Origin of the sequence: Cellvibrio sp. UBA7661, assembly GCA_002483365.1 — a bacterium.
Taxonomy (GTDB): domain Bacteria; phylum Pseudomonadota; class Gammaproteobacteria; order Pseudomonadales; family Cellvibrionaceae; genus Cellvibrio.
Genome location: DLHT01000006.1, coordinates 87,186 through 111,002, shown reverse-complemented (window position 1 = coordinate 111,002; position 23,817 = coordinate 87,186). Strand labels below are relative to the sequence as shown.

Sequence of the window (23,817 nt, the reverse complement as noted above, 5' to 3'; positions counted from 1 at the left end):
CCGTTTCTGTTTTTGCTTCTGTATGGATTTGTTCGCCTGTCAGATATAGCCCGCGCGCAACGTCTTATCCCACTCCCGTTTTTCACCAAAGTGGCACATTCATTTTAATGTGACCGGTTTGTCATTTTTGCATCCCACTTGTTTATTCCCAGGTAAGACTTTGCGGCGATCGGGTGCGATCTTGATGTCGCGCGTTGAGGTGTTTTTTAGCCGGTGTTAGCGTGGATTTGATGTTATTGCTTGATTACACAAATAACGAACAGAGGCTAACTTTCTATGCGTGCAGATCTTTCTTCTTTTTCACAATCGTATTGCGTCATTAAACGTTGGCTAGGTGTGGTGTGCGCGGCCGTTGCAGTATCGGCCGGTGTTGCGCAGGCGGTACAGGCGCAGACCAAAGTAGTTGGTTACATTCCCTCCTATAAAAATATGCCGGCTGTTATTGACCGTACAGATTTAAGTAAATTAACCCATTTGAATTTGTCGTTTCTCAACCCGAATGCGAGCGGCGCGTTTTTAAGTGGCGGTAATCCGGTGTGTATGGAGGGAGCCAGCGCTGCGGATATTCAATACGTAGTAAATAAAGCCCATCAAGCCGGTGTAAAAGTATTAGTGTCGGTTGCCGGTGGTGTGTTGCCACCTTGTTCCGGCAATTGGCAAACGCTGTTGCAACCGGCAAACCGCGCGACGGTAGTGAATAATTTATTGCAGGTGGTTAATACGTTTAATCTGGACGGTTTGGATATTGATATTGAAGGTGTGGTACTCACCAATATCGATAACGCCGGAAATTACACGCCGTTTATCCAGGCGCTGCGCAACGGATTACCTGCAGGAAAATTACTGACCTCGGCAACCGCGTCTTATGTTGGCGGAATGGTGCCCACCTCATCGCTGCCGTATTTTGATTTTGTAAACATCATGTCATACGACGCAATTGGCCCGGGTTGGGGGCCTGCCGGTGTTGAGCATTCCCCTTATTCAATGGCGGTGTCTGACATTAATATCTGGAAAGCACGCGGCCTCACCAAACAAAAAATGGTGTTAGGTGTTCCATTTTATGGTTATGGATTTAATGGTTACGCTGCTGCGTATGATTTCAATTCCATCGTCAGCCAATTTGGGGCGGGCGCTGCACAGGCCGATGTGATTGGCACTCGCTGCGCAGGTTGCAGTTACATTACCTACAACGGTATTCCCACTATTCGTGCTAAAACCCAACTCGCGCTGCAAGAAGGTTCGGGTGTGATGATTTGGGAATTGTCACAAGATGCTGCGGGCGCAAACAGTTTGCTCGCGGCAATTCACAGCCAGATTGGTAGCGGCGGCGGTTCAAGTTCCTCAACATCAACTGCCTGCCCTGCGTGGGTCAGCGGCCAAAATTATGCCGTGGGCGATAAAGTCACTTATCAAGGCGGTTACTACATCGCGGAATACGCAAACCCCGGTTATATCCCTAACGTAAGCACGTATTTTTGGGAGCCGATTGCGGCATCGGCTTGCGGCGGTACTTCTTCATCGAGTTCATCATCGGCTGCATTTACCCGTTTGATTCAAGCGGAAGCCTATACCTCAATGAGCGGCGTGCAACTGGAAACCACAACCGATACCGGCGGCGGCCAAAACGTGGGCTGGATTGATGCGAATGATTGGATGGCACACGCCAATATCAACTTTCCTTCGAGCGGCACTTACCGTGTTGAATACCGTGTGGCCAGCCCGAGTGGTTCGCGTTTATCACTGGATTTAAATGCCGGTGCAATCCAGCTTGGGCAAGTGAATATTCCAGCAACCGGCGGTTGGCAAACCTGGACGACTGTGTCCCACAATGTGGCGATTAATGCAGGCACCTACGCCATTGGTATTTTTGCCCCGCAAGGTGGCTGGAACCTGAATTGGATTCGCTTCACCAAGCTGTAATCCCCAAACATTAATCGCAAGGATGCGGTCTGACCTGGCGCCGTCACTCCCGCTAGCGGGAGTCCAGCTTTAGATTTAAGACCTGTGGATCCCCGCACGCGGGGATGACATGTAAAGAACCTGATGCTGAGCTCACGATTATCGACTAACGGGCCAAACGATTAATCTCACATTACTGTTTTCATTCTCCCCCGGATTTGCGGATCGTTATGATCCGCTTTTTTTTGCCCATTTTTTGTCTGGCTTTGAGTCATGACGTTATCGAACCGGGAATTTGGTAATCATCTGCACTTCGGCAATTCATTTCTGTATCTTTCTTGTTCAAAAATCGATGCATTACCAAAAGTCACACTCAAAATAGTGGGTTCGACTTTAAGAAATTGTTTTAGGTGCGACTTTTAGTAGATGTGGTTCGAGTTTTTTTGGCCTGTAGAACCCCTGAAAACACGAGTGTTAGATTCGAAATGACCGTGTTTGCGGCTTTTACCGCGCAACGGATGGTCAATTTCTACTTCGTGAAAATTACAAAGGGGTTGGTTATGCGCAATAACGCAAACAAACAAACAGACGAGAAAAAAAGCGGGATAGGCGGTGAGATTGGCAGTAAGAAACCAGAGCTGAACATTGGCGGTCGGGGATTCAAGAAATCCCTGCTGGCGCTTTCCATCATGGCGATGGGGGCGCCGGTGTTGGCGCAAACGGCTAATACAGCTGATCCGGATCTGGAAGAGGTTGTGGTGCAGGGTATCCGTACCAGCCTTGAGGATGCGCAAGCGCTCAAGCGCGAAGGCGATACGGTGAAGGATGTAATTACCGCATCGGACATTGGTGCGTTGCCGGACAAAAGTATCACCGAAGCCTTGCAGCGTGTGCCGGGTGTGACCGTTGGCCGCTTTGCCGCACCGACAGACCCAAACCACTTTGCGGCCGAAGGTCGCGGTGTCCTGGTGCGTGGTCTTGACCGCGTGCACAGCCAGTTCAATGGTCGCGAATCTTTCAGTGCCGGTAACTGGACTTCCGGATTGAGTTACGAAGATATTCCACCGGAGTTGGTGGGTACGGTTGAGGTGATAAAAAACCAGACCTCAGACATCATCGCCGGTGGTGTAGCGGGTACGGTGAATTTGATTACGCGTAAACCGCTCGATATGGATGGCTGCAAAATTTTTATCTCGGCCAAAACCAGCTACGGCGATTTGGTCGATGATTGGTCGCCCTCTTACTCGGGCTTGTTCAGCGACCGCTGGGATACCAGTGTGGGTGAATTCGGATTGTTGATCAGCGCATCAACATCGGAATTTACCGCGCGCGGCGATGGCATCAATCTGAGTAACTTCTATGAGCGCAGTGCGACCCAAACGGAATATCCGACCTTGGGTAACACCGAGTTGCCGGGTTATGCCGGGCAGAAATTATTTATGCCGACCGGCCCCTGGATGCAAACCGCTGATTCCAATCGCGACCGCAACGGTTTTGATGTGGCGTTGCAATGGCAAAATCCGGATGAAACACTCAGGGCGACCGCTGAATTTATCCGCTCGGATTCCGAGGAAAGCTGGCGCGAGCGCGTGCTCTTCCCAACCACCAGTTCACAAGGGTTTGATGCCGATCTGATGAATGCGGTGTTGGTAGGCAATGACGCAACCTTTGACGAAAACGGCTACTTCACCAGCGGTACTATCAGCTACCCGTGGAACGTGGCTTACCTTGCCTCCTCGCGCGGCGACCGCACCGAAAGCATCGTGGAAGATGCCAGTTTTAATCTGGTTATCACGCCCGATGACAAATGGAAAATCGAATTGGATTTGCAAACATTGGATACCAGTTACGACCGCGAAAATAACACCATCAACAACCGCTTTGCGATGTCGGATGTGTTCCTCGATTTGCGCACCAAAGTGCCAACGGTGAAATTCCTGGGCACCAATGCCAGTGGCGGCGCGCCGGATTGGATGGGTTGCCCTGCTGGTGCAAATCCGGGCACAACCGATTTGTCTGACCCTGCCGGTGCCTGTGATTACTATCAGGTATCGATCATGGATACCAACGTGGACGCAACCGGTTCGATGGATTCGTTCACCGCCGACGTGGAATACCAGATTGATGGCGGCTGGTTAAAATCGGTTGCCGGTGGCGCTTATTTCGCTGATATCGACCGCACCACACAAGACGACGAATACATTAACTGGGGCGCTGTCTCGCACACTTGGGGCACAGTGCCAACAGCGGGCATGGCGGGCAATCCGGAGTTGTATGAGGCGGTGAATTTTGGCAGCGATTTTATGGGCGGCAGAGGTCTGGCCGGAGATAACCGCACCTTTTTGTTCCCGCGCATGAGCAACACCCAGGAAAAAAATCTGCTGGCCTACGATGCATTCCTGATGGAAAACGGATTGAACAACGGCGGTTGGCACAACCGTGCAACGCGCGTGACGATCGATGGTAAACCTACCGATGCCAAAGGTTATTTGCCGCACGAAACTGTCACCACCGGAATTGACCGTGAAGAAGCCTACATCCGTTTTGATTTTGTAAACGATGAATTGGCAATGCCGATCAAAGCCAATCTCGGGTTGCGCTACGTAAGTTATGGCGTGGAGGCTTCAGGCACATCGCGCTTTAACAAACCGGGTTTGGGCGATGTTGCGCAAGCGTATTACGAACAAAACTTTCCTACTTACGCGCAATTTTTTAATGGCGATGGTTCAACGGTAAATACCGCAAAACCGGACACCTACACCACAACTCTGCCCAGTTTTAATTTGAGTGTGGGCGTGACCGATGATGTGATCGCGCGTTTGGCATTATCAAAAGCAGTGTTTTTCCCATCGCTTTACGATATGCGCAACACCGTCAATTACAACGCTGCCGTAACCTCAACAGAAGATCCTGCTAACCCCGGCACCATTGTGGATATGCAGGTCAGTGCAAATGGTGTTGGCGGCAACCCATATTTGCAACCGGAAGAATCTGACCAAATTGATTTGACGGCGGAATGGTATTTCAGCGAAGTGGGCTCTTTGACACTGAGTGTGTTCCATAAAAACATCACCAATTTATTCCGTGAACGAAATTACTTAACCACAGTGACGAATCCAGTGAGCGATGTATCGCTCGATATGTTGGTGCGCAAACAAGTCAACGAAGGTGAAGGAAAAATCCAGGGCTTTGAAATTGCGTATCAGCAATTTTACGATTTCCTCCCCGGCTTCTGGAGCGGATTGGGTACGCAATTTAATTACACCTACGTATCGCAAGATGATTTGGAAGATACCAAAAACGGCACCAGTGTTTCCGTTGGGGGTGACCGCAATGCGTTCCGTAATTTCAATAATTTGCCATTGCCCGGATTGTCGGAAGACACCTATAACTTCGCGTTGATGTATCAGTACGAAGGTATAGAGGCGCGATTTGCTTACAACTGGCGCTCCGAGTATTTGATTACGCGTCGCGATGCCAATGCCTTTGCACCGATTTTCAGCGAAGACCAGGGCTATCTGGATGCGTCCATCTGGTACACGATCAATGACAACTTCCGTATCGGTATTGAAGGCAGCAACCTGTTGGATGAAATGACGCTCACGCGCACGCAGTTTAATCAGGATGGTGTCACTACACCGAAAAACTTCTCGTTAACGGATAGACGTTACGCGTTATCAGTACGTGCGACGTTTTAATTTTAACGCTTCATAACCGTACAAAAAAACACATTGCACATTCCCTGACAATATCGGGGGTGTGCAATGTGTCTACTTAAAAACAACAACGAAAAAATACTGTAACTCAAGCGGGGAAGGGCAATTGTCATGAATGAGCGATCGCATAGAGAGCATCAATCGCATAGAGAGCATCAAGCGGATGCAAGCCGATCAGAAAAAACGATAAAAGATATTTTAATTGTCGGTGGCGGTACCGCGGGTTGGATGGCTGCCGCGGCGTTATCGCATGTGTATAAAAATCGCCAGTGTCGCATCCGTTTAGTGGAGTCAGATCAGATCGGCACCGTGGGAGTAGGCGAAGCCACCATTCCGGTTATCCAAAAATTTAATCAAATGCTGGGCATTGATGAAAATGATTTTATTAAGCACACCCAGGGCACTTTTAAATTAGGTATCCAATTTGTGAATTGGGGGAGTATTGGCAATAGCTACGTACATCCCTTTGGCCCTTACGGTATGAGCATGGGCTATTTAAGTTTTTACCATTACTGGTTGCGCCATGCAGCGGCTGGTAAAACGGTTGACCCCGGTGAGTATTCCATTGCAATCCAGGCGGCGTTGCGCGGGCGTTTTATGCCACCGGCAAAAATGCCCAACTCGCCGTTATCGCAAATTTCCTACGCCTATCATTTTGATGCAGGGCTTTACGCAAAATATTTACGCAATTTTGCTGAAGCGCGCGGCGTTGAGCGTATTGAAGGTGAAATCGAACACGTAAAACTGCGTGAAGACAATGGCTTTATTGAAAAAGTGATTTTGAAAAGCGGGCAGGCATTATCGGCGCAACTATTTATTGATTGCACTGGCTTTCGCGGATTACTCATCGAAAAAGCCATGAATACCGGCTACGACGATTGGACACATTGGCTGCCGTGCGATACAGCCGTCGCAGTGCCCAGCAGTAATGTATCGTCTCCCTTGCCCTATACCCGTTCAACGGCGCACGCCGCTGGCTGGCAGTGGAAAATTCCATTGCAGCACCGCACGGGTAACGGCCATGTGTTTTGCAGTAAATACATGAGCGATGAACAAGCAAAAAAAATTCTGCTGGAGAACATTGAGGGTGACGTACTGGCAGCGCCGCGCTTTATCCGTTTTAAAACCGGAATGCGAAGAAAATTCTGGAATAAAAATTGTGTGGCTATGGGGTTGGCAAGCGGGTTTTTGGAGCCGTTGGAATCTACCAGTATCCATTTAATCCAATCCAGCATTTCCAAACTCATTGCGCTATTGCCGATGGCAGAGATAGATCCAACTGTCATCGACAAATACAACGAATTACTCACATCTGAATTCACCTATGTGCGTGACTTTATCATTTTGCATTACAAGGTCAGCCAACGCACAGATTCTGAATTTTGGAATTATTGTCGCCATATGCAGGTGCCAGAATCTTTGCAGAAAAAATTGGATTTATATCATGCATCTGGCCGGTTGTTTCGCGATAACAATGAATTATTTGACGAGGTAAGTTGGTTTGCGGTCATGCAAGGGCAGGGGCTGCACGCGCGGGATTATCATCCACTTGCAGATCAAATTGAAGCGGCTGAATTTCAGCGAATAATGCAGGAAATAAAATCCGTCATCAGTCTCGCTGCCGATGCTATGCCAAGCCATGCTGACTATATTGCAAAACACTGTAGCGCACATAATTTGCTGAAAGAGGTGATGCAGATGGAATCAGCATAATTACCCGGTTTTGGTATATCTACAAGCGCTAGTGTTGTTAAACGATTGATGTGGTTTGAGTGATGAAGGCATTAACAAGTTCTACCCGTTATCTCGCATTGGATGCGCTGCGCGGGCTTACGATTGCGATGATGATTTTGGTAAATACTCCGGGCTCCTGGGAATTTATTTATCCCCCTTTTGCCCACGCCGACTGGCATGGCTGTACACCAACTGATTTGGTGTTTCCGTTTTTTTTGTTTGTAGTGGGTTCAGCCATGTATTTCGCTTTTTATAAAAATGGATTGGATCAAAGCGAAAAATGGTTGCTGCCATCTATGTTCACAATAATTGTGCGCCGGGCGCTGATTATTTTTGCACTTGGCCTGGTATTCAATGGCGTGCTTGGTGGATGGGAAAATCTGCGTGTGATGGGGGTGCTACAGCGAATCGGACTTGCCTATATGCTCGCTGCATTCATTGTATTGAGCGTTAATCAAATGACGGTGTACGTGGTAGGTGCACTGCTATTGCTGGGGTATTGGACGTTATTGGTTTCAGGTGCTCAAGGTGATCCATTTGGGCTAACCAGCAATGTCGTTGTTGCGCTGGATGTAATACTGATCGGTCCTGATCATATGTACACCGGAAAAGGCATTCCTTTTGATCCGGAAGGTTTGCTCAGTACCTTACCTGCCATTGTGAATGTATTGATCGGTTTTGAATTAACACGTTTTTTGGTGTTGCAACCAAACCGTTTTTACAGTGTGAAAATATTATTGTTAATTGGTGCAAGTGGAATTCTATTTGGGCTGTTATGGAATATTTGGTTACCGATTAACAAATCGCTGTGGACCAGTTCTTTTGTTATTTATAGCGCAGGGTATTTTTGTATCGCATTGGCAGTATTTGTGTGGTTGGTCGATATCAAACAACAATATTCATTTGCACAGCCGTTGATTGTTTATGGTTCCAATTCCATTTTTATTTATATGTTGGCTCCGTTTTGGGTTCACGCTTATCAATATTTGCAGATAGGTAATAAAGGCATAACGTTTTACAATTTTTTATATGGTGTATTAGCACAGGTTTTTCCGCCCGCTATGGCATCGCTTGTTTTTGCGCTGTTGCATGTTTTGCTTTTTTGGTGCGTAAGCTGGGTTCTGTATCGTCGTAAAGTGTTTATCAGAGTGTGATGTGGAAACAAAATTGGCGCACGGAGTGGATGTGATCAATCCGGCACTAATCGGAACCACTTTTGTAGCCTATGTTCGACTTTTGTTCGCAAAGGTTTGACTTTAGCGCCGCGCATTGTTGCGCTTTCGGGCTGGTGCTAGCGTGGTCAATGCACTCTGTAGATTGGTGAACGTGTGATATTTGTTTGGTAGTCGTCTAGTAGTAACGTTTCAGAGTGCTGCGTTATCGGTATCGGGTCAATTGGATTGTTAATGTAATTGGTCTCGATCAATTTTATTGATGAAAACTGGTGAGAGGGAACAATAATGAAATTTCCACTAAGTAAACCATTACAACAATTGTGCGCTGGCGCAGCCAGTGTACTGTGTTTGTCCGCCCTGCCTGTAGCAGCGCAAACAGAGCAAATTTTATTTGATGATTTTAGTTACACCAATAACACCCAGCTTACTAATAATGGATGGCGGTTACGCACATGGTCTGGTGGTCCCGGGTTGGCAAATGGAACATGGAGTGAAAATAATATTTCGTTTGTGACCGATCCTGCATCGCCATCCAATAAATTCATGCGTTTGAAAGCGGGCACTAATATTAACGGCAGCACTATTGCAAATAATAATTCAACCTCGGGCAGTGTGTCGCAAGCAGAAGTTGCCCGCACGGAACAAATTTATAAAAACGGAACCTGGGCTGCGCGCATGTATTTTAATGATTCGCCCAGCACCGGTGCCGATGGCGATACGGTGATTCAAACGTTCTTTGGTTTGACGGATTACATCGAAGGTGCGGAGCCTTACAGTGAAATTGATTTTGAGTATTTGCCCAACGGTGGTTGGTGGACTGGTTCGGCTACGCCGAGTATGTGGTCGGGTACCTATCGTATCGTTGATTGGAGTGATGAAAGCAATCACGGTGTAACGCGTACCCAGGGAAGCTTGCAAGGCTGGCATACACTCGTTATGCAGGTGCAAGATGGTCATATTGCGTTTTACATCGATGGCAATTACCAGACGTCGTTCAGTGGTGCAGTTGCGCCGGATTACCCAATGTATCTGATGTTCCAATTGTGGTTCAGCAACGATTGTTTTGATGCGGCGTGTAATACACACGGTTACATCAACAACAGCAATTACCGCGAATATTATGAGGACGTTGACTGGGTTTATTTTGAAAAAAATAACATCGTCTCGCCAACATTAATTCCACAAAAAGTTGCGAACTTGCGCGCAGCGGGAACAAGCTACATACAAAACATCAATGGTAATAGCACCAGTTCAATCCCCGCATCATCAACGCCTGCAAGTTCAAGTAGCGCGGCCGCACAGCAATGCAATTGGTGGGGAACGCTTTATCCTATTTGTACGCACATCAGCTCCGGTTGGGGTTGGCAAAATAACGCGGATTGCGTTGGTATCCAAACATGCCAAACCTTATCGCCTCCCTATGGTGTGGTAGGCGCAACTGCATCCAGCAGCTCGCGTTCCAGCACACCGCAAAGCTCCAGCAGGGCATCATCCAGTGCTGCGCCGTTTACACGTTTAATCCAGGCGGAAAGTTATTCGGTAATGAGCGGTGTACAACTTGAAACCACAACGGATTCTGGTGGTGGGCAAAATGTTGGCTGGATTGATACGGGCGATTGGATGTCATACGCGAATATTAATTTCCCTACCAGCGGTACTTATAAGGTGGAATACCGTGTTGCAAGCCCGACAGGTTCTGCGCTGTCGTTGGATTTAAATGCCGGCGCAATCCAGCTAGGCCAAGTAACCATTCCGGCAACCGGTGGCTGGCAAAACTGGACAACGGTTTCGCACAATGTACAAGTCACTGCCGGTACTTACAGTGTAGGAATTTATGCCCCACAAAGCGGCTGGAATGTTAACTGGCTGCGCATCACCAAAATCTAAAACGCCTTATTGGTAAGGCGAGCAACAATTTTTCACTCGTTATGTCCTCCCCGGACTTTTGCGGATCTGCTTGCAGATCCGCTTTTTTATTTATCCGCAACGCACATCTGGCTTGCGAATCGGGTCGGTAAGGATTGGTTAAGTAGCACCGTCATGGCTTTTATTGCATCCAAAAAAGCATAGACTTCGTACTGATTGTGTTGGCGTGTCGCCAATGCCCTGAGAATGGAGAAACAGTTGTGAACGTATTTATGAAAACTTCACTGAGTCTTGTTGGAGTGGCAATGATGAGTATGGCAAGTGCTGTTGTATCTGCATGTCCGGATTATATGAAAGGTGAATACCGTAAGTTGCATTCCAAAGATTCGGTGAATATTTGCGAGCTGATGGAAAACAAAACGGTGTTGGTGGTGAATACTGCGAGCCATTGTGGTTTTACATCGCAATTCAAAGAGCTGGAAGCTTTGCATAAGAAATACAAAGACAAAGGTTTGGTCGTGGTGGGTTTTGCCAGTGATGACTTTAAACAAGAGGATGCCGATGAAGAGAAAGCTGCTGAAATTTGTTACCTGAACTACGGCGTGACCTTTACCATGCTGGCACCTACCCACGTAAAAGGTGAGCAGGCCAACTCATTGTTCAAGGCTTTGGCGAGCCAATCCAAAGAGCCCAAATGGAACTTTAATAAGTATCTGCTGGGTAAAGACGGAAAGGTTGTTGAGCATTTTGGAAGTATGACAAAGCCGGATTCAGCGAAGTTGGCGGGAGCGATTGAGAAGCTTCTCTGAGTTGATAAATATTTAGCTGTATCCAAAAAATCAAAAAGCCCTTCATTTTCATGAAGGGCTTTTTTTGATTTTCGCGAATGTGATTTTGATTAAGGTGTAAAAAATACGTTGACTGTTTCAATATAGGTCACATCGCCACCGGGTGTAGGAACAGTAATTTCTACATTGAAAGAGCCTGAAGGTATGCCTGTGGAAGCTGGTGTGACTGTCACTTCAACAACTGCGGGGTCTGCCGACGCGATAATAGGACCCTTGGTATTGATGGTGGCATCGGCATTTTTTAGGCTTTCAGTATCTACATCAAGCGTTGTGCCTGCAGGTAATCCATGGCCATTCTCATCAGCCATCCAGAATGAGGTAGTTCTAATGGGGGCGGCGCCGGTAAGCGTTATGTTTTTGTTTATGAACGGGAACACTTTATTGCGCATCAGCATACGAGTGCTGTTCATAACAATTACTACTTCGTCTCGAATGGAAACTCCTGTTTTTGTGCAACCATCCCCTTCAATCTGGCACAACACACCATTGTAGATTCCATTTTCTATAGAGTGTGCGTTGTCTTTATTAAAGTCGACGAACTCCTCATCTGTGTCGCGTTTCCCATTTTCATTTTTGTCTATATAAGCTTCAACCAAGTCATCGCAAGGTATAACGCCGGAGTTGGACGGTGTTTTGGCTGATGATGGGGGGACGTTTGCATCACAATTTCCGCCGTCGTTGAATGATTTAAAAATATCTACTCCTTTGTCGTAGTAACCATTGCCATTCGTATCAATAAAGCTTTCATTACCAATAGCTGTTGCCAAAATGGTGACGCGCCCCGCACGTTCCAGAGCACAACGATTGTAGTCTGCATCATTTAATCGCGTGCCCAATGCATCCACACAAAGTATGCGTTCGGGAGAGTTATTCGCACTGTTACGAGTTGGTCTTGGCGCTTGGCTGACCCATCTGACTGTACAGGCTCCGGCCTCGGCCGGGCAGCCCGATTCTATTGCCCCGCCTTCGGTGGTAAAGGTAATCGCCGTTCCATTCGGAGGTGGGTTGTTAAAAGCGTCGGCCATGCGAATTGTGAGTTGGGATTCGATACCATCATAGTCCCATGCTCCGATAGGAAAGAGCTCTGTAGCTGACAGCGACATACTGTCTTGATCGGGAATGCCGGTTGATACGATCAGTTGGCTTGATTGTGTCGATATTTCGGTGCCGCGCGCTTTGGCAGTTACGCGCACGGTGGTGGCAACTGCACCGGCTTGCACGGTGGTTTTTGCATAACCTGCGCTATCAGTTTTGGTGGTTGTATCCGTCAGGCTGAGGCCGCCTACAGAGGTGCTAAGTGAAAAATCAACATCTACCCCTTTCATAGGGGCTCCAGTCGCACCCAGAACACGGAAGCGAATGTTGGACACTTCTTTCCCTCCTGTGCCCTTCAAATTCACCAGTGTTGGGTCCGCCTCAATAAAAGAAACGGTCTGGATGGTATCTGGGGCGATATTCAATATTGCTCTGGCTGTTTTAGTGCTGCCAGCAAGTACCGCGCTCGCAGTGATTTCATCGTTACCTACGCAACCATTAGCGGTATACGTGATAGTGGCCTGACCATTGCTGGTGGAAACATTATTAGTGGTTGTGTCGCCGTTCTTGAGGATGGCCTCACCGGAAGCAACGCATACTGAGTTGAATGTCACATTGACCGGATTCGTTACCAATGTGTTGGTTGGGCTTACAACATTGATTGTCAGTGTTGTGCTTCCACCGGGAGACAGGGTCGCATTTCCGATGCCCACGCCAATCTGGCCAGAAACGAAATCAGCGCCACTGCCGAGTCCTATAGATGTTGGGGTTGTGGTATCTACTGTGCCAGAGCTGACGCTACTGGAACCACCGCTAATCAGCGGCGAGTCGCTGCCGCCACCGCAAGCAGAAAGTAACAGGCTCAGAGCAGCTGCACTGACTATCGTCGTCGTTTTTAGAGTATGCATGGTGTCTTCCTAGGTTTCCGAACGCCGAAAGATGGGCATAAGGCGGCGGCTGGTATTGAATTCAATGATATAAACGGCATAAAGAATCGGCGCTAAGCTCTTGAGCTTATTGATACTTATTGGCCAAAGCTAACGTTAGCTCATATCTTTTGAATGATAAAGAGCTGGGCGTTTAAAAAACGCGCTCCTGAGTGCAAAACACGGGATATTTGTGCGTTTATTAGCATTTTATGCGTCACTTGGAGCTTTTTCCCTTTCGCATTTTGCCGCCGGGCTGTTTTTATTTCTGTGTCCCAGTCGCACAAGCCTTATAATCTGCGCACTTTTTTATCATGTGAGTGTTGCTATGAATCTGCCTGTTCTTGTTCTTAATCCCCAAGCTGATCGCCGTTTGAAGCTGGGGCATTTATGGATCTATAGCAATGAGGTGGATACTGCCAAATCGCCACTCAAAGCCTTTTCTATGGGGCAGCAAGCTCTCGTCACAAGCAGTAATGGTAAGCCGCTAGGGATTGCTTTGATCAATCCTAATGGGTTGATCTGTGGCCGCATCATCAACCGCGATGAAAAGCATCCGTTAAATAAGTCCCTTCTGGTGCATCGTATCAAACAGGCGCTTGCGTTGCGTGAACTGGCTTTTGATGAGCCTTTTTATCGCTTGATTTATGGCGATTCTGATTTGTTGCCAGGGTTGGTGGTGGATAGATTTGGTGATTATCTGGTGGTACAAATTGCCAGTGCAGGCATGGAATTGGTCAAAAATGAGATTGTCGAGGCATTGGTCCAGGTGCTGGCACCCGAGGGCGTTTTACTTGCCAATGAGCATAGCGCGCGAGTATTGGAAGGATTGCCTGAATATACCCAGGTGGCTTACGGCGAGGTGCCTGAATTTGTCGAGTTGGTGGAAAACGGTACGCGTTTTATGGCCCCGGTGCATGGTGGGCAAAAGACAGGCTGGTTTTATGACCACCGTATGAATCGTGCACTCTTGCAACAATACGTTCAGGGTAAGCGTGTGTTGGATGTGTTTTCTTATATCGGTGGGTGGGGGGTTCAGGCCGCAGTGGCGGGTGCCAGTGAGGTGTTCTGTGTGGATGTTTCTGAAGCTGCGGCAGATGCGGTATTAGAGAATGCGCAGCTCAATGGGGTGGCTGATCGTGTTGCAGCTATTCAAGGTAAAGCGATCGATGTTCTCAAAGAGTTGATAGCGAATGACGAGCGGTTTGATGTGGTGGTGCTTGATCCTCCTGCTTTTATCAAGAAGCGCAAAGACCAAAAAGCGGGCGAAGCGGCATATCGTCATATTAATGAATTGGGAATGCGTTTATTGGGACGTGACGGATTGTTGGTGTCAGGCTCATGCTCCATGCATTTAGGCAAAGATACGTTGGTAGAAATTGTGCGTGCGGCGGGCCGTCATCTGGATCGTCATGTACAGATTATCGGTCAGGGCGGGCAGGGTGCGGATCACCCTGTTCATCCTGCCATCCCTGAGACTGACTATTTAAAAGCGGTGTTTGCGCGTGTGTATCTGGCGTAAACACTCTCTGGTTAACTAATCACGCAGGCTTAGCATCGTCCAGTTGCGTTCGCGTGCGATGTGGCTAAGGCGCTCATCCGCATCCACGGCAACTGGATTGTCAACCAGCTCAAGGAGGGGCAGATCGTTGATTGAATCACTGTAAAAATAAGCGCCTTCCAATGAGTGATGACTGCTCTTAAGCCATTCATGTAGATGGGTAATTTTTCCTGCTTGAAAGCAGGGGGTGCCCACAAAGTTACCGGTGTAGCGGCCATCAACCACTTCCGGATCGGTAGCTAATATGTCATCTACGCCAAGACGTTTGGCGATGGGGCGCGTCACAAATCCGTTGGTGGCAGTGATGATCAGCAGGTGATCACCTTGGTCATGATGTTTCTTTAAAAGCGCCACCGCTTTGGGAAGCATCAGAGGCTCGATGTGTTTCTGCATAAATTCTGCGTGTAATTTTTGCAGGTCTTCCATGCTGTGTTGGGTCAAGGGGGCAAGTGAAAACTGCAAATAAGCGCGGATGTCCAATGTTCCATTTTTATAATCGGCGTAAAAGCCATCATTGGCGCGACGATAGACGTCCGCGTCTACCAATTGTCTTTCCACTAGAAATACGCCCCAACTGTGGTCGCTGTCGCCAGCAATGAGGGTGTTGTCGAGATCAAAAATAGCCAGCGCCACAATATTCCCCGTTTTGGTTAGGTCTTCAGGTACAAAAATGCTTGTAAAGGGGCGCTAGGATAGCGGGCGATATCCATAGGCTCAATGCAAATCCATTTCTCAGATTCAGGGTTGCGGGTTTGGGTAAGCCTGATATAGTGCGGAAAACGCTGTTTTGTGGAACATGTTGCACCCTGATTTGGTGGTGCAAATTGGCGTGATTCCCCACAGTAAAACCTTTTATATGGACCGTTCCCCCGTGATAGATTCCGATGGATTCCGCCCGAATGTGGGCATTATTTTGACCAATGATCAGGGGCAGCTCCTATGGGCCCGGCGTGTCGGGGGGCAGGATGCCTGGCAATTTCCTCAGGGTGGTATTAATCCGAATGAGAGCCCTGAGCAGGCGCTTTATCGTGAGCTGCACGAAGAAATTGGTTTGTACCAGAGTGACGTAGAGATTCTGGCATGTACGCGGGGGTGGTTGCGTTATCGGCTACCGCATCGACTGGTACGTCACAACTCGCTTCCGCTGTGTGTAGGCCAAAAGCAAAAGTGGTTTCTCTTGCGCATGTTGAGTGATGACTCAAAAGTCAGCCTTAATAACGGTGGGCGAGCTGAATTTGATGATTGGCGCTGGGTGAGTTACTGGTATCCTCTGGGGAAAGTGGTCTCATTTAAGCGCGATGTGTATCGACGAGCCTTGAAAGAATTGTCCTTGTATCACTCGCATTTGGAGGAGCGCGGCCTCCGTCTTCGTTAGTACCAAAAGCATAAAATAGAAATTAATCCATCTGACAGGTTTGATCATCACCCTTATGTTGAACTCACTTCGCTCCATCGTTCAGGAAGTAAACGCCGCGCGCGATATGAAAACCGCGCTGGCGATTATTGTTACGCGAGTGAAACAGGTGATGGCCACCCAGGTGTGTTCTGTCTATTTGCGTGATGCCAAAGGCGATTATGTGCTCATGGCAACCGATGGTCTTAATGCCGATGCGGTAGGACGGGTGCGTCTGGCGGCGGGCGAAGGTTTGGTTGGGCGTGTTGTAGTGCGTGAAGAGCCTATCAATCTTGAGCATGCGGAGGCTCATCCCAGCTACCAATACTTTCCTGAAACCGGAGAGGAGCGGTATAGCTCATTTCTAGGGGTGCCGATTATCCACCATCGCAAAGTGTTGGGGGTATTGGTTGTGCAACAAGTGGAGCAGCGCCGTTTTGATGAAGGCGAAGAGGCCTTCCTTGTCACTATGTCTGCTCAATTGGCGGGTGTTATTGCCCATGCTGAGGCGACTGGTGGCGTTATGCCTGTGGGCACCAAAGCCAAGGCCGCTCAATCCAAATTTGTGGGGGTGTCGGGGGCATCAGGGATTGCTATAGGAGAGGCGGTTGTTATCGCCCCAGCGGCAGACCTACGCTCTGTTCCCTATCAGACTTGCAAGGATATTGAGGCGGAAATCGACTTTTTCCAGCGTAGCCTGATGGCTGTGCGCGAAGACATCAAGTCGCTTGGAGAGCAGCTAAAAGCCCGCATCAATCGTGAAGAACAGGCGTTATTCGATGCTTACCTTGCTATGTTGGATGATGCATCCGTGGCCAGTGAAGTGGTTGGTCGTATCCGCAAAGGGGCGAATGCCTCGTATGCCTGGAGCGAGGTGATCATCGAGCACGAAAATATTTTCAACAGCATGAATGATCCTTATCTGCGCGAACGCGCTACCGATCTGCGCGATCTGGGGCGTCGTGTACTGGCTTATTTGCAGGAATCCAACCAAAAAACCCGTGTATATCCTGATAAAGCCATTCTTATTGGTGAAGAATTGACGGCATCTATGCTGGGGGAGATTCCCAAAGAAAAACTTGCCGGTTTGGTTTCGGTGCACGGTTCATCTAACTCTCATGTGGCAATTCTTGCTCGTGCGATGGATATCCCCACGGTAATGGGGGTTGTGGATTTACCTTTCACCCAGATTGATGGCAGGCCAATCATCGTTGATGGCTACAAAGGCACTGTCTATTGCGACCCTGGTGCCCAGTTGCGCAAACAATATAAAGCGATTTTTCTGGAAGAGCAGGCTTTGGTCAAAGGCCTTGAAGCGCTGAAGAATCTGCCTTGTGAGACTAAGGATCGCTATCGCCTGCCGCTCCATGTCAATACCGGGCTGATGGCTGATGTTGTTCGTTCACTGGAGCGTGGAGCGGAAGGTGTGGGTTTGTATCGCACAGAAGTTCCCTTCTTGTTGCGCGATCGCTTTCCCAGTGAAGAGGAGCAACGCGCCATCTATCGCGAGCAGCTGGAGGCATTTGCACCCCATTCTGTGACCATGCGGACGCTGGATATCGGTGGTGATAAAGCCTTGCCCTACTTTCCAATCGAGGAAGACAACCCGTTTCTGGGATGGCGTGGAATCCGCGTCACCCTGGATCACCCCGAAATTTTTCTGGCACAGATCCGCGCTATGATCAAAGCGAGTGAGGGGCTGGATAATCTCCGTATCCTCTTGCCAATGATCACTAACGTACAGGAAGTGGATGCATCTAAAGCGTTGATTCTGCGTGTCTACAAAGAGCTGCTGGAGGAAGGCTTCAAAGTTCGCAAGCCACAAGTTGGCGCGATGATCGAGGTGCCTGCCGCTGTTTATCTTGCGCCGGAGCTGTCCCGTCGCGTGGATTTCTTATCGGTGGGTAGTAACGATTTAACCCAATACTTGCTAGCTGTGGATCGCAATAACGCTCAAGTTGCCGATCTTTATCAGGCTTTCCATCCCGCTGTGTTGCGTGCGCTGCAATATATTGTTTATGCCGCTCATGATGCAGGTATCAGTGTCAGTATATGTGGCGAACTGGCGGGCGATCCGGGGGCTGCCATCTTGTTGATGGCGATGGGCTACGATGTCTTGTCCATGAACGCAACCAATTTACCCAAGGTAAAGTCTGTTATTCGTGGCATTACTTATGACCATGCCAAAAAATTACTGTCAGATGTTATGCGTATGTCAAATGGCGAACAGATTCGTGAGTATATTGCACGTGAGTTGCGTGACTCAGGGCTGACGCGATTGATTCGTCCAGTTACTTCGGATGCTGGTTAAATAAATGTCTTTGGTTGGTCATAAACGGACGCCATAATCGCCCCCCCCCACTTCAGGACGCCTCAGGTTTAACTGCTTATGTTGCAATACCCCGATCTTGACCCCGTAGCCTTTACTATACCTATCGGCCCCATCACTTTTGGCGATATCACTATCGGCCCTTTTAATGTGCACTGGTATGGGATTATGTATCTTCTTGCGTTTGCCAGTGCCTGGTTGTTGGCTTTATATCGCGCCAAAGCGCCGACAGCGACGATCAATAGGGCGCAGGTTGAAAACCTGATTACCTATGGTGCCTTTGGTGTAATTCTGGGTGGCCGATTCGGGTATGTTGTTTTTTACAGCTTTGAACAGTGGATGGCTGACCCTCTTTTGCTGTTCCGGGTTTGGGAAGGTGGGATGTCCTTTCATGGTGGATTGATAGGCGTTATTACGGCCATGCTTATTTACTCCTATCGGATTGGTCGCCCTTTTATCAGTGTGATGGATTTTGTGGCTCCCATAGTGCCGCTAGGTTTGGGATTTGGGCGCTTGGGCAACTTTATTGGGCAGGAATTGTGGGGGCGTATTAGTGATGTCCCCTGGGCGATGGTTTTTCCAAAGGCGCTTCCAGAGGGGGTTGCGCGCCATCCTAGTCAGTTGTACCAAGCCTTTTTTGAAGGGCTGGTGTTGTTTATTATTGTGTTCTGGTTTTCGAGCAAGCCGCGTCCGCGCGGTGCGGTATCGGGTATTTTTCTGATAGGTTATTCGGTTTTCCGTTTTAGTGTTGAGTTTGTACGCGAGCCTGATCAAGGTATTGGATTTGATCTGATGGGATGGATGACTCGTGGGCAATTGCTGTGCGTCCCCATGTTTTTGCTAGGGCTAGGACTGCTGGTTTACGCCTATAAGTTTGCGGACAAAAAAGCTAAGGGTTGATCATTTTAATTTTGTGTGAGTTGTTTGATGAAACAATATCTTGATTTGATGCGCGATGTGGTTGAAAGCGGAGTGCAGCGAGGGGATCGTACTGGCACCGGAACCCGTTCGGTTTTTGGTAGGCAGTTGAGATTTAATCTAAACGATGGGTTTCCGTTGGTAACAACTAAAACCGTCCATCTCAAGAGTGTTATTGTCGAGCTGTTGTGGTTTTTACAGGGGCGCACAGATGTTACCTGGCTGCAGGAACGTGGTTGTAATATCTGGAATGAATGGGCGACCGAGTCCGGGCAATTGGGCCCTGTTTACGGAAAGCAATGGCGTAGTTGGGCGTGTCCGGATGGTTCCACAATCGACCAAATCTCGCAAGTTATCGAGCAGATCAAAAAGAATCCGTACTCCCGTCGCTTGATTGTCAGCGCGTGGAATCCAGCTGATTTACCAGATGAATCCATGAGTCCGCAGCAAAATGTAGAGCATGGACGCATGGCGTTGGCGGCTTGCCATACGTTGTTTCAGTTTTATGTAGCGGAAGGCAAGTTATCTTGTCAGCTGTACCAGCGTAGTGCGGATTTATTTCTTGGGGTGCCTTTCAATATTGCCAGCTATGCATTGTTAACTCATATGATCGCGCAACAGTGCGATCTTGGTGTTGGCGACTTTGTGCATACCTTCGGTGACTGTCATCTATATAACAATCATATTTCTGACGACATAGTTTACGAACAATTAACACGCGAGCCCAAAAACTTGCCTACACTTAAGATCTGTCGCAAACCTGAATCGATTTTTGATTACGAGCTTCAGGATTTTGAATTCGAAGGTTACCAACCTCATCCGCGTATAGTTGCGCCTATTGCCATTTAGTGGTTTGTTGGTTGTTGGCAAATAAGTAGTCAATAAGAAGGCGAATCCTCTGCATGAAATTAGCCATCATCGTGGCCGTCGCCAAAAATGGTGTTATAGGGCGCAATAATCAATTGCCTTGGCACCTTCCGCAGGATCTCAAATATTTCAAAGCGGTAACATTAGGAAAACCAGTAATAATGGGGCGCAAAACCTATGAGTCCATAGGTCGTCCCCTGCCTGGCAGAATTAATATTGTTATCTCTCGCAATAGTGCGTGGGTCGCTAATGGTGTTGAGGTTGCTCACAGCTTTGATGAGGCGGTGCAAGTGGCGAAGAGGTTTGATGCATCAGAGACCATGATTATTGGCGGTGCAGAAATCTACAGATCTGCTCTGCCAGCGGCGCAGCGTGTTTATCTCACGCGCGTTGATTTGACGCCAGAAGGCGATGCTTTTTTTGCTGAGCTCGATCCTGCAAAGTGGTCACTGGTATCTAGTATTGAAGGTGAGGCGGATGCATCTGCGCGTCACACTTTTTTGATATATGACCGTCTGGATGAGAATTTGGGTGACAAGTAGTCTATCGCCCGACTAAAAGTGCGACATAGGTTTTGTTTTTGTTTGTTGTGTTACTGGTGAGCTTATTGATTGCAATATGTGTTACCAGAGTGATACCTAAATACACACGTAAAAAGCTTAAGGATAAATCATTGGAAAGTAAGCCTTGGCGCTTATTACAATGCGGCCGTTCTTAGCTGCCTCTATACGAGGCTACGTGGATAACGCGTCTGCGGCAGCGGGTTGCCGCAAACTCACTTGATTGAACACCCAGTTGGGGGGATTATGAAAAAGCAGCGATTGAAAGCAGTGGCTATTACCACCATGCTTTCTGCCGGCGCGCTAATGGGTAGCGTTGCCATGGCAGATCAAAGTCTGGATGCAGTACTTAAAGCAGGCCAAGCCAAGACTACTCTGGCGCAAGATTCTCAAAAGCGTATTGATAGACTGGCTCAAGAAACCGATGACTTGACTCAAGAATTCAAGAGTCAAAATAAGTTGATCGAAGATCTGCGCGTTTTCAACGCCCAAATGGAAAAGCAAGTTGCCAAACAATTGACCGTAGTAACCGAGTTAGAGCAGTCAATCGAGAAAGTAACTGTAATCGAGCGCCAAATTCAGCCATTGATTTTCCGCATGCTTGATAGCCTTGAGCAATTTGTTAATTTGGATAAGCCTTTCTATCTGGATGATCGCAAAGCAAGCTTGGAAATGGTTCGCGCCAACCAAGATCGCGCTGATATCTCTGTATCAGAGAAATTCCGCCAAGTGTTGGAAGCCTACAAAATTGAATCTGCTTACGGCAGCACTATTAGTGCTTACAAAGCGACCCTTAATCTTGATGGTCAAGATCGTGAAGTAAACGTCCTCCGTGTAGGCCGCATTTCCCTGATGTATCAAACAACTGATGCTCAATCCAGCGGTTATTGGGATGTTGCCCAAAAATCTTGGTTGCCATTGGATAGCTCATACAACAGTGAAATCCTTAAAGGCTTGAAAATTGCTCGCGATCAGGCGACTAAAGATATTATGACCATGCCAATTCAAGCTCCGGAGGCAGCACAATGAAAATGAAGTTTGTTAAAAGCTGTCTGATGCTAGCAGCTGCTGGCTTGCTGAGTACCAGCTTTGCTGTTGCACAAGAAAAGGCTCAGACTCTTGATCAGTTACTCGACATGGTTAAGAAGTCACAAATCAGTGAATCTGCTGAGCACAAACAACGTGAGGCTGAATTTGCTCGTGATAAAGCAAATCAAGCTAACTTGTTAGCTCAAGCCAAAGCGACTCGTCAAGCGGAAGAAAACCGTTCGCAAACGCTTGAGAAAAAGTATGCGGAACAACAGCTGCTCGTAACTCAAAAAAGAGCTCAGCTGAATGAGCGTTTAGGTTCCATGCGCGAATTGTTCGGTCACTTGACCTCTACAGCAGGTGATTTGCGCGCAACTTTGGATACTTCTCTGGTGAGTGCTCAATATCCAAATCGTGGTGATTTCCTCGATGCGTTGATCGAGAAAATGAACGGTAGTACCCAGTTGCCGGATATCGAAGAAATTGAACGTCTTTGGTATGAAGTTCAGCGCGAGATGGTAGAAACTGGCCGTGTTGTAAAATTTAACGGTACGGTTATTAAGCCTAATGGCGAACAGTCACAGCAAGAAATTGTACGTATTGGTGCTTACAACCTGGTATCAAATGGCACTTACCTGAGCTACAACTCTGGAAAAATTGAAGAATTAGGCCGTCAGCCTGCTTCTGACATGTTGTCTGCTGCCAGTGCATTGCAAAATGCATCAACAGGTGTAGTGGATGTGGGTATTGACCCAACAGGTCCTGTTGGTGGTCAGTTGCTAGCAGCGCTGATTCAAAAGCCAAATCTTCAAGAGTATCTTGAGCAGGGTGGCTCTGTAGGTTGGGTGATTGTGTATGTAGGTATTTTCGGGATTTTGCTAGGAGTCTGGCGTATGATTGTACTCTTCGGTATGAGTGCAAAAGTTAACTCTCAGCTGAAAAATCCTGCTAACCCAAGCGCCAATAACCCCTTAGGGCGTGTATTGATGGTGGCACAGGAAAATAAAAACGTCGATGTTGAAACGCTTGAACTCAAGCTTGAAGAGGCTGTTTTAAAAGAGCGTCCTTCAATTGAAAGCGGATTGGCAATATTGAAGATTATCGCTGCAGTTGCTCCTTTGTTGGGATTGTTGGGTACTGTAACCGGTATGATCACTACCTTCCAGGCAATCACAATCTTTGGTGCTGGGGATCCTAAGAACATGGCTGGCGGTATTTCTGCTGCACTTATCACCACTGTTCAAGGTCTGTTAGTTGCTATTCCAATGGTTCTGATGCACACGTTCGTCAATGGTCGTGCCAAGTCAGTAATTCATGTCTTGGATGAGCAGACTACTGGCATTATTGCCGAAAATACCGAGCGCAAGTAGGAGATTAAACCATGCAGGCTTTAATGGATTTTTTCGGAAACCTTAAAGCCTTCTTGGATCAAGGTGGTTTTGTAATGTATCTCATTGCTGCCTTGACCTTTGTTATGTGGGCACTCATTTTTGAACGAGTTATCTACTTCAAAGGTAATCTAAGAGGGCAGATTCAAAGTCAATTAAATGCTTGGGAGGCTCGCAAAGAGCGCAAGTCCTGGAATGCTCACCAAATCCGCAATGCAATGATTTCTCGCATGAACGATAAAATTAGCGCAAACCTTGATTTGATCGGCGCACTCGTTGCAATTTGTCCATTGATGGGGCTGCTGGGTACGGTAACAGGTATGATTGACGTATTTGGTGTTCTGGCGAATACCGGTGGCGGTGATGCCAAATCAATGGCTGGTGGTGTATCAAAAGCTACTATCCCTACAATGGCTGGAATGGTTGCTGCAATTTCAGGTGTTTTTGCCAGTACTTATTTGACTCGTGTCTCTGACAGTGAAAAGGCATTGTTTGCAGATCATTTGACAATGGATCACTAATTATAGTGATCCATTAGTGGTGATAAATTTTAACCTGTATGAAAGAGATGTC

Annotated in this window: 17 protein-coding genes; 15 read left to right on the top strand and 2 right to left on the bottom strand. The window is 47.8% G+C overall.

Annotated elements, in window-relative coordinates; translation table 11 throughout:
• The first annotated feature begins 276 nt into the window (after positions 1-276).
• From B2739_RS04650 to B2739_RS04625, 6 genes are all read left to right on the top strand, one after another.
• On the top strand, positions 277-1,920 hold the full coding sequence (locus tag B2739_RS04650; protein ID WP_331344706.1) for a carbohydrate-binding protein: 1,644 nt from the start codon (positions 277-279) through the stop codon (positions 1,918-1,920).
• Positions 1,921-2,459: 539 nt separating this feature from the next.
• A complete protein-coding gene (locus B2739_RS04645) occupies positions 2,460-5,597 on the top strand; it encodes a TonB-dependent receptor (protein ID WP_331344705.1) in 3,138 nt (1,045 codons plus the stop codon).
• A gap of 129 nt (positions 5,598-5,726) precedes the next feature.
• Positions 5,727-7,328, top strand: coding sequence for a tryptophan halogenase family protein (locus B2739_RS04640; protein WP_331344704.1), 1,602 nt, complete (start codon positions 5,727-5,729; stop codon positions 7,326-7,328).
• Positions 7,329-7,390: 62 nt separating this feature from the next.
• Entirely contained in the window at positions 7,391-8,503 is a 1,113-nt protein-coding gene (locus tag B2739_RS04635; protein ID WP_331344703.1) for a DUF5009 domain-containing protein, read from the top strand.
• Positions 8,504-8,809: 306 nt separating this feature from the next.
• Positions 8,810-10,411: a carbohydrate-binding protein gene (locus B2739_RS04630; RefSeq protein ID WP_331344702.1), complete on the top strand. Its 1,602-nt coding sequence runs from the start codon at positions 8,810-8,812 to the stop codon at positions 10,409-10,411.
• 251 nt (positions 10,412-10,662) lie between these two features.
• Positions 10,663-11,199 carry a glutathione peroxidase gene (locus tag B2739_RS04625; RefSeq protein WP_331344701.1) on the top strand — a complete coding sequence of 179 codons (537 nt, stop codon included), beginning with the start codon at positions 10,663-10,665 and terminating at the stop codon, positions 11,197-11,199.
• Positions 11,200-11,288: 89 nt separating this feature from the next.
• Here the strand turns inward: B2739_RS04625 and B2739_RS04620 are convergent, their stop codons facing one another.
• The gene (locus B2739_RS04620) at positions 11,289-13,181 is read right to left on the bottom strand and encodes a hypothetical protein (protein WP_331344700.1); all 1,893 of its coding nucleotides are present in this window, start codon (positions 13,179-13,181) and stop codon (positions 11,289-11,291) included.
• Positions 13,182-13,527: 346 nt separating this feature from the next.
• Here B2739_RS04620 and B2739_RS04615 point away from each other — a divergent pair, with 346 nt between their 5' ends.
• Complete coding sequence (locus tag B2739_RS04615; protein WP_331344699.1) at positions 13,528-14,721, top strand: class I SAM-dependent rRNA methyltransferase; 1,194 nt, start codon at positions 13,528-13,530, stop codon at positions 14,719-14,721.
• A gap of 15 nt (positions 14,722-14,736) precedes the next feature.
• Here B2739_RS04615 and B2739_RS04610 read toward each other — a convergent pair whose 3' ends face one another.
• Positions 14,737-15,393, bottom strand: a complete 657-nt coding sequence (locus B2739_RS04610; protein ID WP_331344698.1) for an HAD family hydrolase — start codon at positions 15,391-15,393, stop codon at positions 14,737-14,739.
• Between the two features lie 238 nt (positions 15,394-15,631).
• Here B2739_RS04610 and B2739_RS04605 point away from each other — a divergent pair, with 238 nt between their 5' ends.
• The 8 genes from B2739_RS04605 (at position 15,632) to B2739_RS04570 (ending at position 23,765) form a co-directional block, all read left to right on the top strand.
• A complete protein-coding gene (locus tag B2739_RS04605) occupies positions 15,632-16,135 on the top strand; it encodes an RNA pyrophosphohydrolase (RefSeq protein ID WP_331345122.1) in 504 nt (167 codons plus the stop codon).
• Between the two features lie 55 nt (positions 16,136-16,190).
• Positions 16,191-18,464, top strand: a complete 2,274-nt coding sequence (gene ptsP, locus B2739_RS04600; protein ID WP_331344697.1) for a phosphoenolpyruvate--protein phosphotransferase — start codon at positions 16,191-16,193, stop codon at positions 18,462-18,464.
• Between the two features lie 78 nt (positions 18,465-18,542).
• A complete protein-coding gene (lgt, locus tag B2739_RS04595; RefSeq protein ID WP_331344696.1) occupies positions 18,543-19,382 on the top strand; it encodes a prolipoprotein diacylglyceryl transferase in 840 nt (279 codons plus the stop codon).
• A 27-nt stretch (positions 19,383-19,409) separates the two neighbouring features.
• Positions 19,410-20,249, top strand: coding sequence for a thymidylate synthase (locus B2739_RS04590; RefSeq protein WP_331344695.1), 840 nt, complete (start codon positions 19,410-19,412; stop codon positions 20,247-20,249).
• Positions 20,250-20,302: 53 nt separating this feature from the next.
• A complete protein-coding gene (locus B2739_RS04585) occupies positions 20,303-20,809 on the top strand; it encodes a dihydrofolate reductase (RefSeq protein ID WP_331344694.1) in 507 nt (168 codons plus the stop codon).
• A gap of 264 nt (positions 20,810-21,073) precedes the next feature.
• Positions 21,074-21,856 carry a DUF3450 domain-containing protein gene (locus B2739_RS04580; protein ID WP_331344693.1) on the top strand — a complete coding sequence of 261 codons (783 nt, stop codon included), beginning with the start codon at positions 21,074-21,076 and terminating at the stop codon, positions 21,854-21,856.
• Entirely contained in the window at positions 21,853-23,226 is a 1,374-nt protein-coding gene (locus B2739_RS04575; protein WP_331344692.1) for a MotA/TolQ/ExbB proton channel family protein, read from the top strand. Before B2739_RS04580 ends, B2739_RS04575 begins: the two co-directional genes overlap by 4 nt.
• Positions 23,227-23,237: 11 nt before the next feature.
• Complete coding sequence (locus B2739_RS04570) at positions 23,238-23,765, top strand: MotA/TolQ/ExbB proton channel family protein (protein WP_331344691.1); 528 nt, start codon at positions 23,238-23,240, stop codon at positions 23,763-23,765.
• The last annotated feature ends 52 nt before the right edge of the window (positions 23,766-23,817 follow it).

What these genes read in the sequence shown, in the direction of transcription:
- B2739_RS04650 (WP_331344706.1), top strand. Translation starts at nt 277, where the DNA reads ATGCGTGCAGATCTTTCTTCTTTTTCACAATCGTATTGCGTCATTAAA.
- B2739_RS04645 (WP_331344705.1), top strand. Translation starts at nt 2,460, where the DNA reads ATGCGCAATAACGCAAACAAACAAACAGACGAGAAAAAAAGCGGGATA.
- B2739_RS04640 (WP_331344704.1), top strand. Translation starts at nt 5,727, where the DNA reads ATGAATGAGCGATCGCATAGAGAGCATCAATCGCATAGAGAGCATCAA.
- B2739_RS04635 (WP_331344703.1), top strand. Translation starts at nt 7,391, where the DNA reads ATGAAGGCATTAACAAGTTCTACCCGTTATCTCGCATTGGATGCGCTG.
- B2739_RS04630 (WP_331344702.1), top strand. Translation starts at nt 8,810, where the DNA reads ATGAAATTTCCACTAAGTAAACCATTACAACAATTGTGCGCTGGCGCA.
- B2739_RS04625 (WP_331344701.1), top strand. Translation starts at nt 10,663, where the DNA reads ATGAAAACTTCACTGAGTCTTGTTGGAGTGGCAATGATGAGTATGGCA.
- B2739_RS04620 (WP_331344700.1), bottom strand. Translation starts at nt 13,181, where the DNA reads ATGCATACTCTAAAAACGACGACGATAGTCAGTGCAGCTGCTCTGAGC.
- B2739_RS04615 (WP_331344699.1), top strand. Translation starts at nt 13,528, where the DNA reads ATGAATCTGCCTGTTCTTGTTCTTAATCCCCAAGCTGATCGCCGTTTG.
- ptsP (WP_331344697.1), top strand. Translation starts at nt 16,191, where the DNA reads ATGTTGAACTCACTTCGCTCCATCGTTCAGGAAGTAAACGCCGCGCGC.
- lgt (WP_331344696.1), top strand. Translation starts at nt 18,543, where the DNA reads ATGTTGCAATACCCCGATCTTGACCCCGTAGCCTTTACTATACCTATC.
- B2739_RS04590 (WP_331344695.1), top strand. Translation starts at nt 19,410, where the DNA reads ATGAAACAATATCTTGATTTGATGCGCGATGTGGTTGAAAGCGGAGTG.
- B2739_RS04585 (WP_331344694.1), top strand. Translation starts at nt 20,303, where the DNA reads ATGAAATTAGCCATCATCGTGGCCGTCGCCAAAAATGGTGTTATAGGG.
- B2739_RS04580 (WP_331344693.1), top strand. Translation starts at nt 21,074, where the DNA reads ATGAAAAAGCAGCGATTGAAAGCAGTGGCTATTACCACCATGCTTTCT.
- B2739_RS04575 (WP_331344692.1), top strand. Translation starts at nt 21,853, where the DNA reads ATGAAAATGAAGTTTGTTAAAAGCTGTCTGATGCTAGCAGCTGCTGGC.
- B2739_RS04570 (WP_331344691.1), top strand. Translation starts at nt 23,238, where the DNA reads ATGCAGGCTTTAATGGATTTTTTCGGAAACCTTAAAGCCTTCTTGGAT.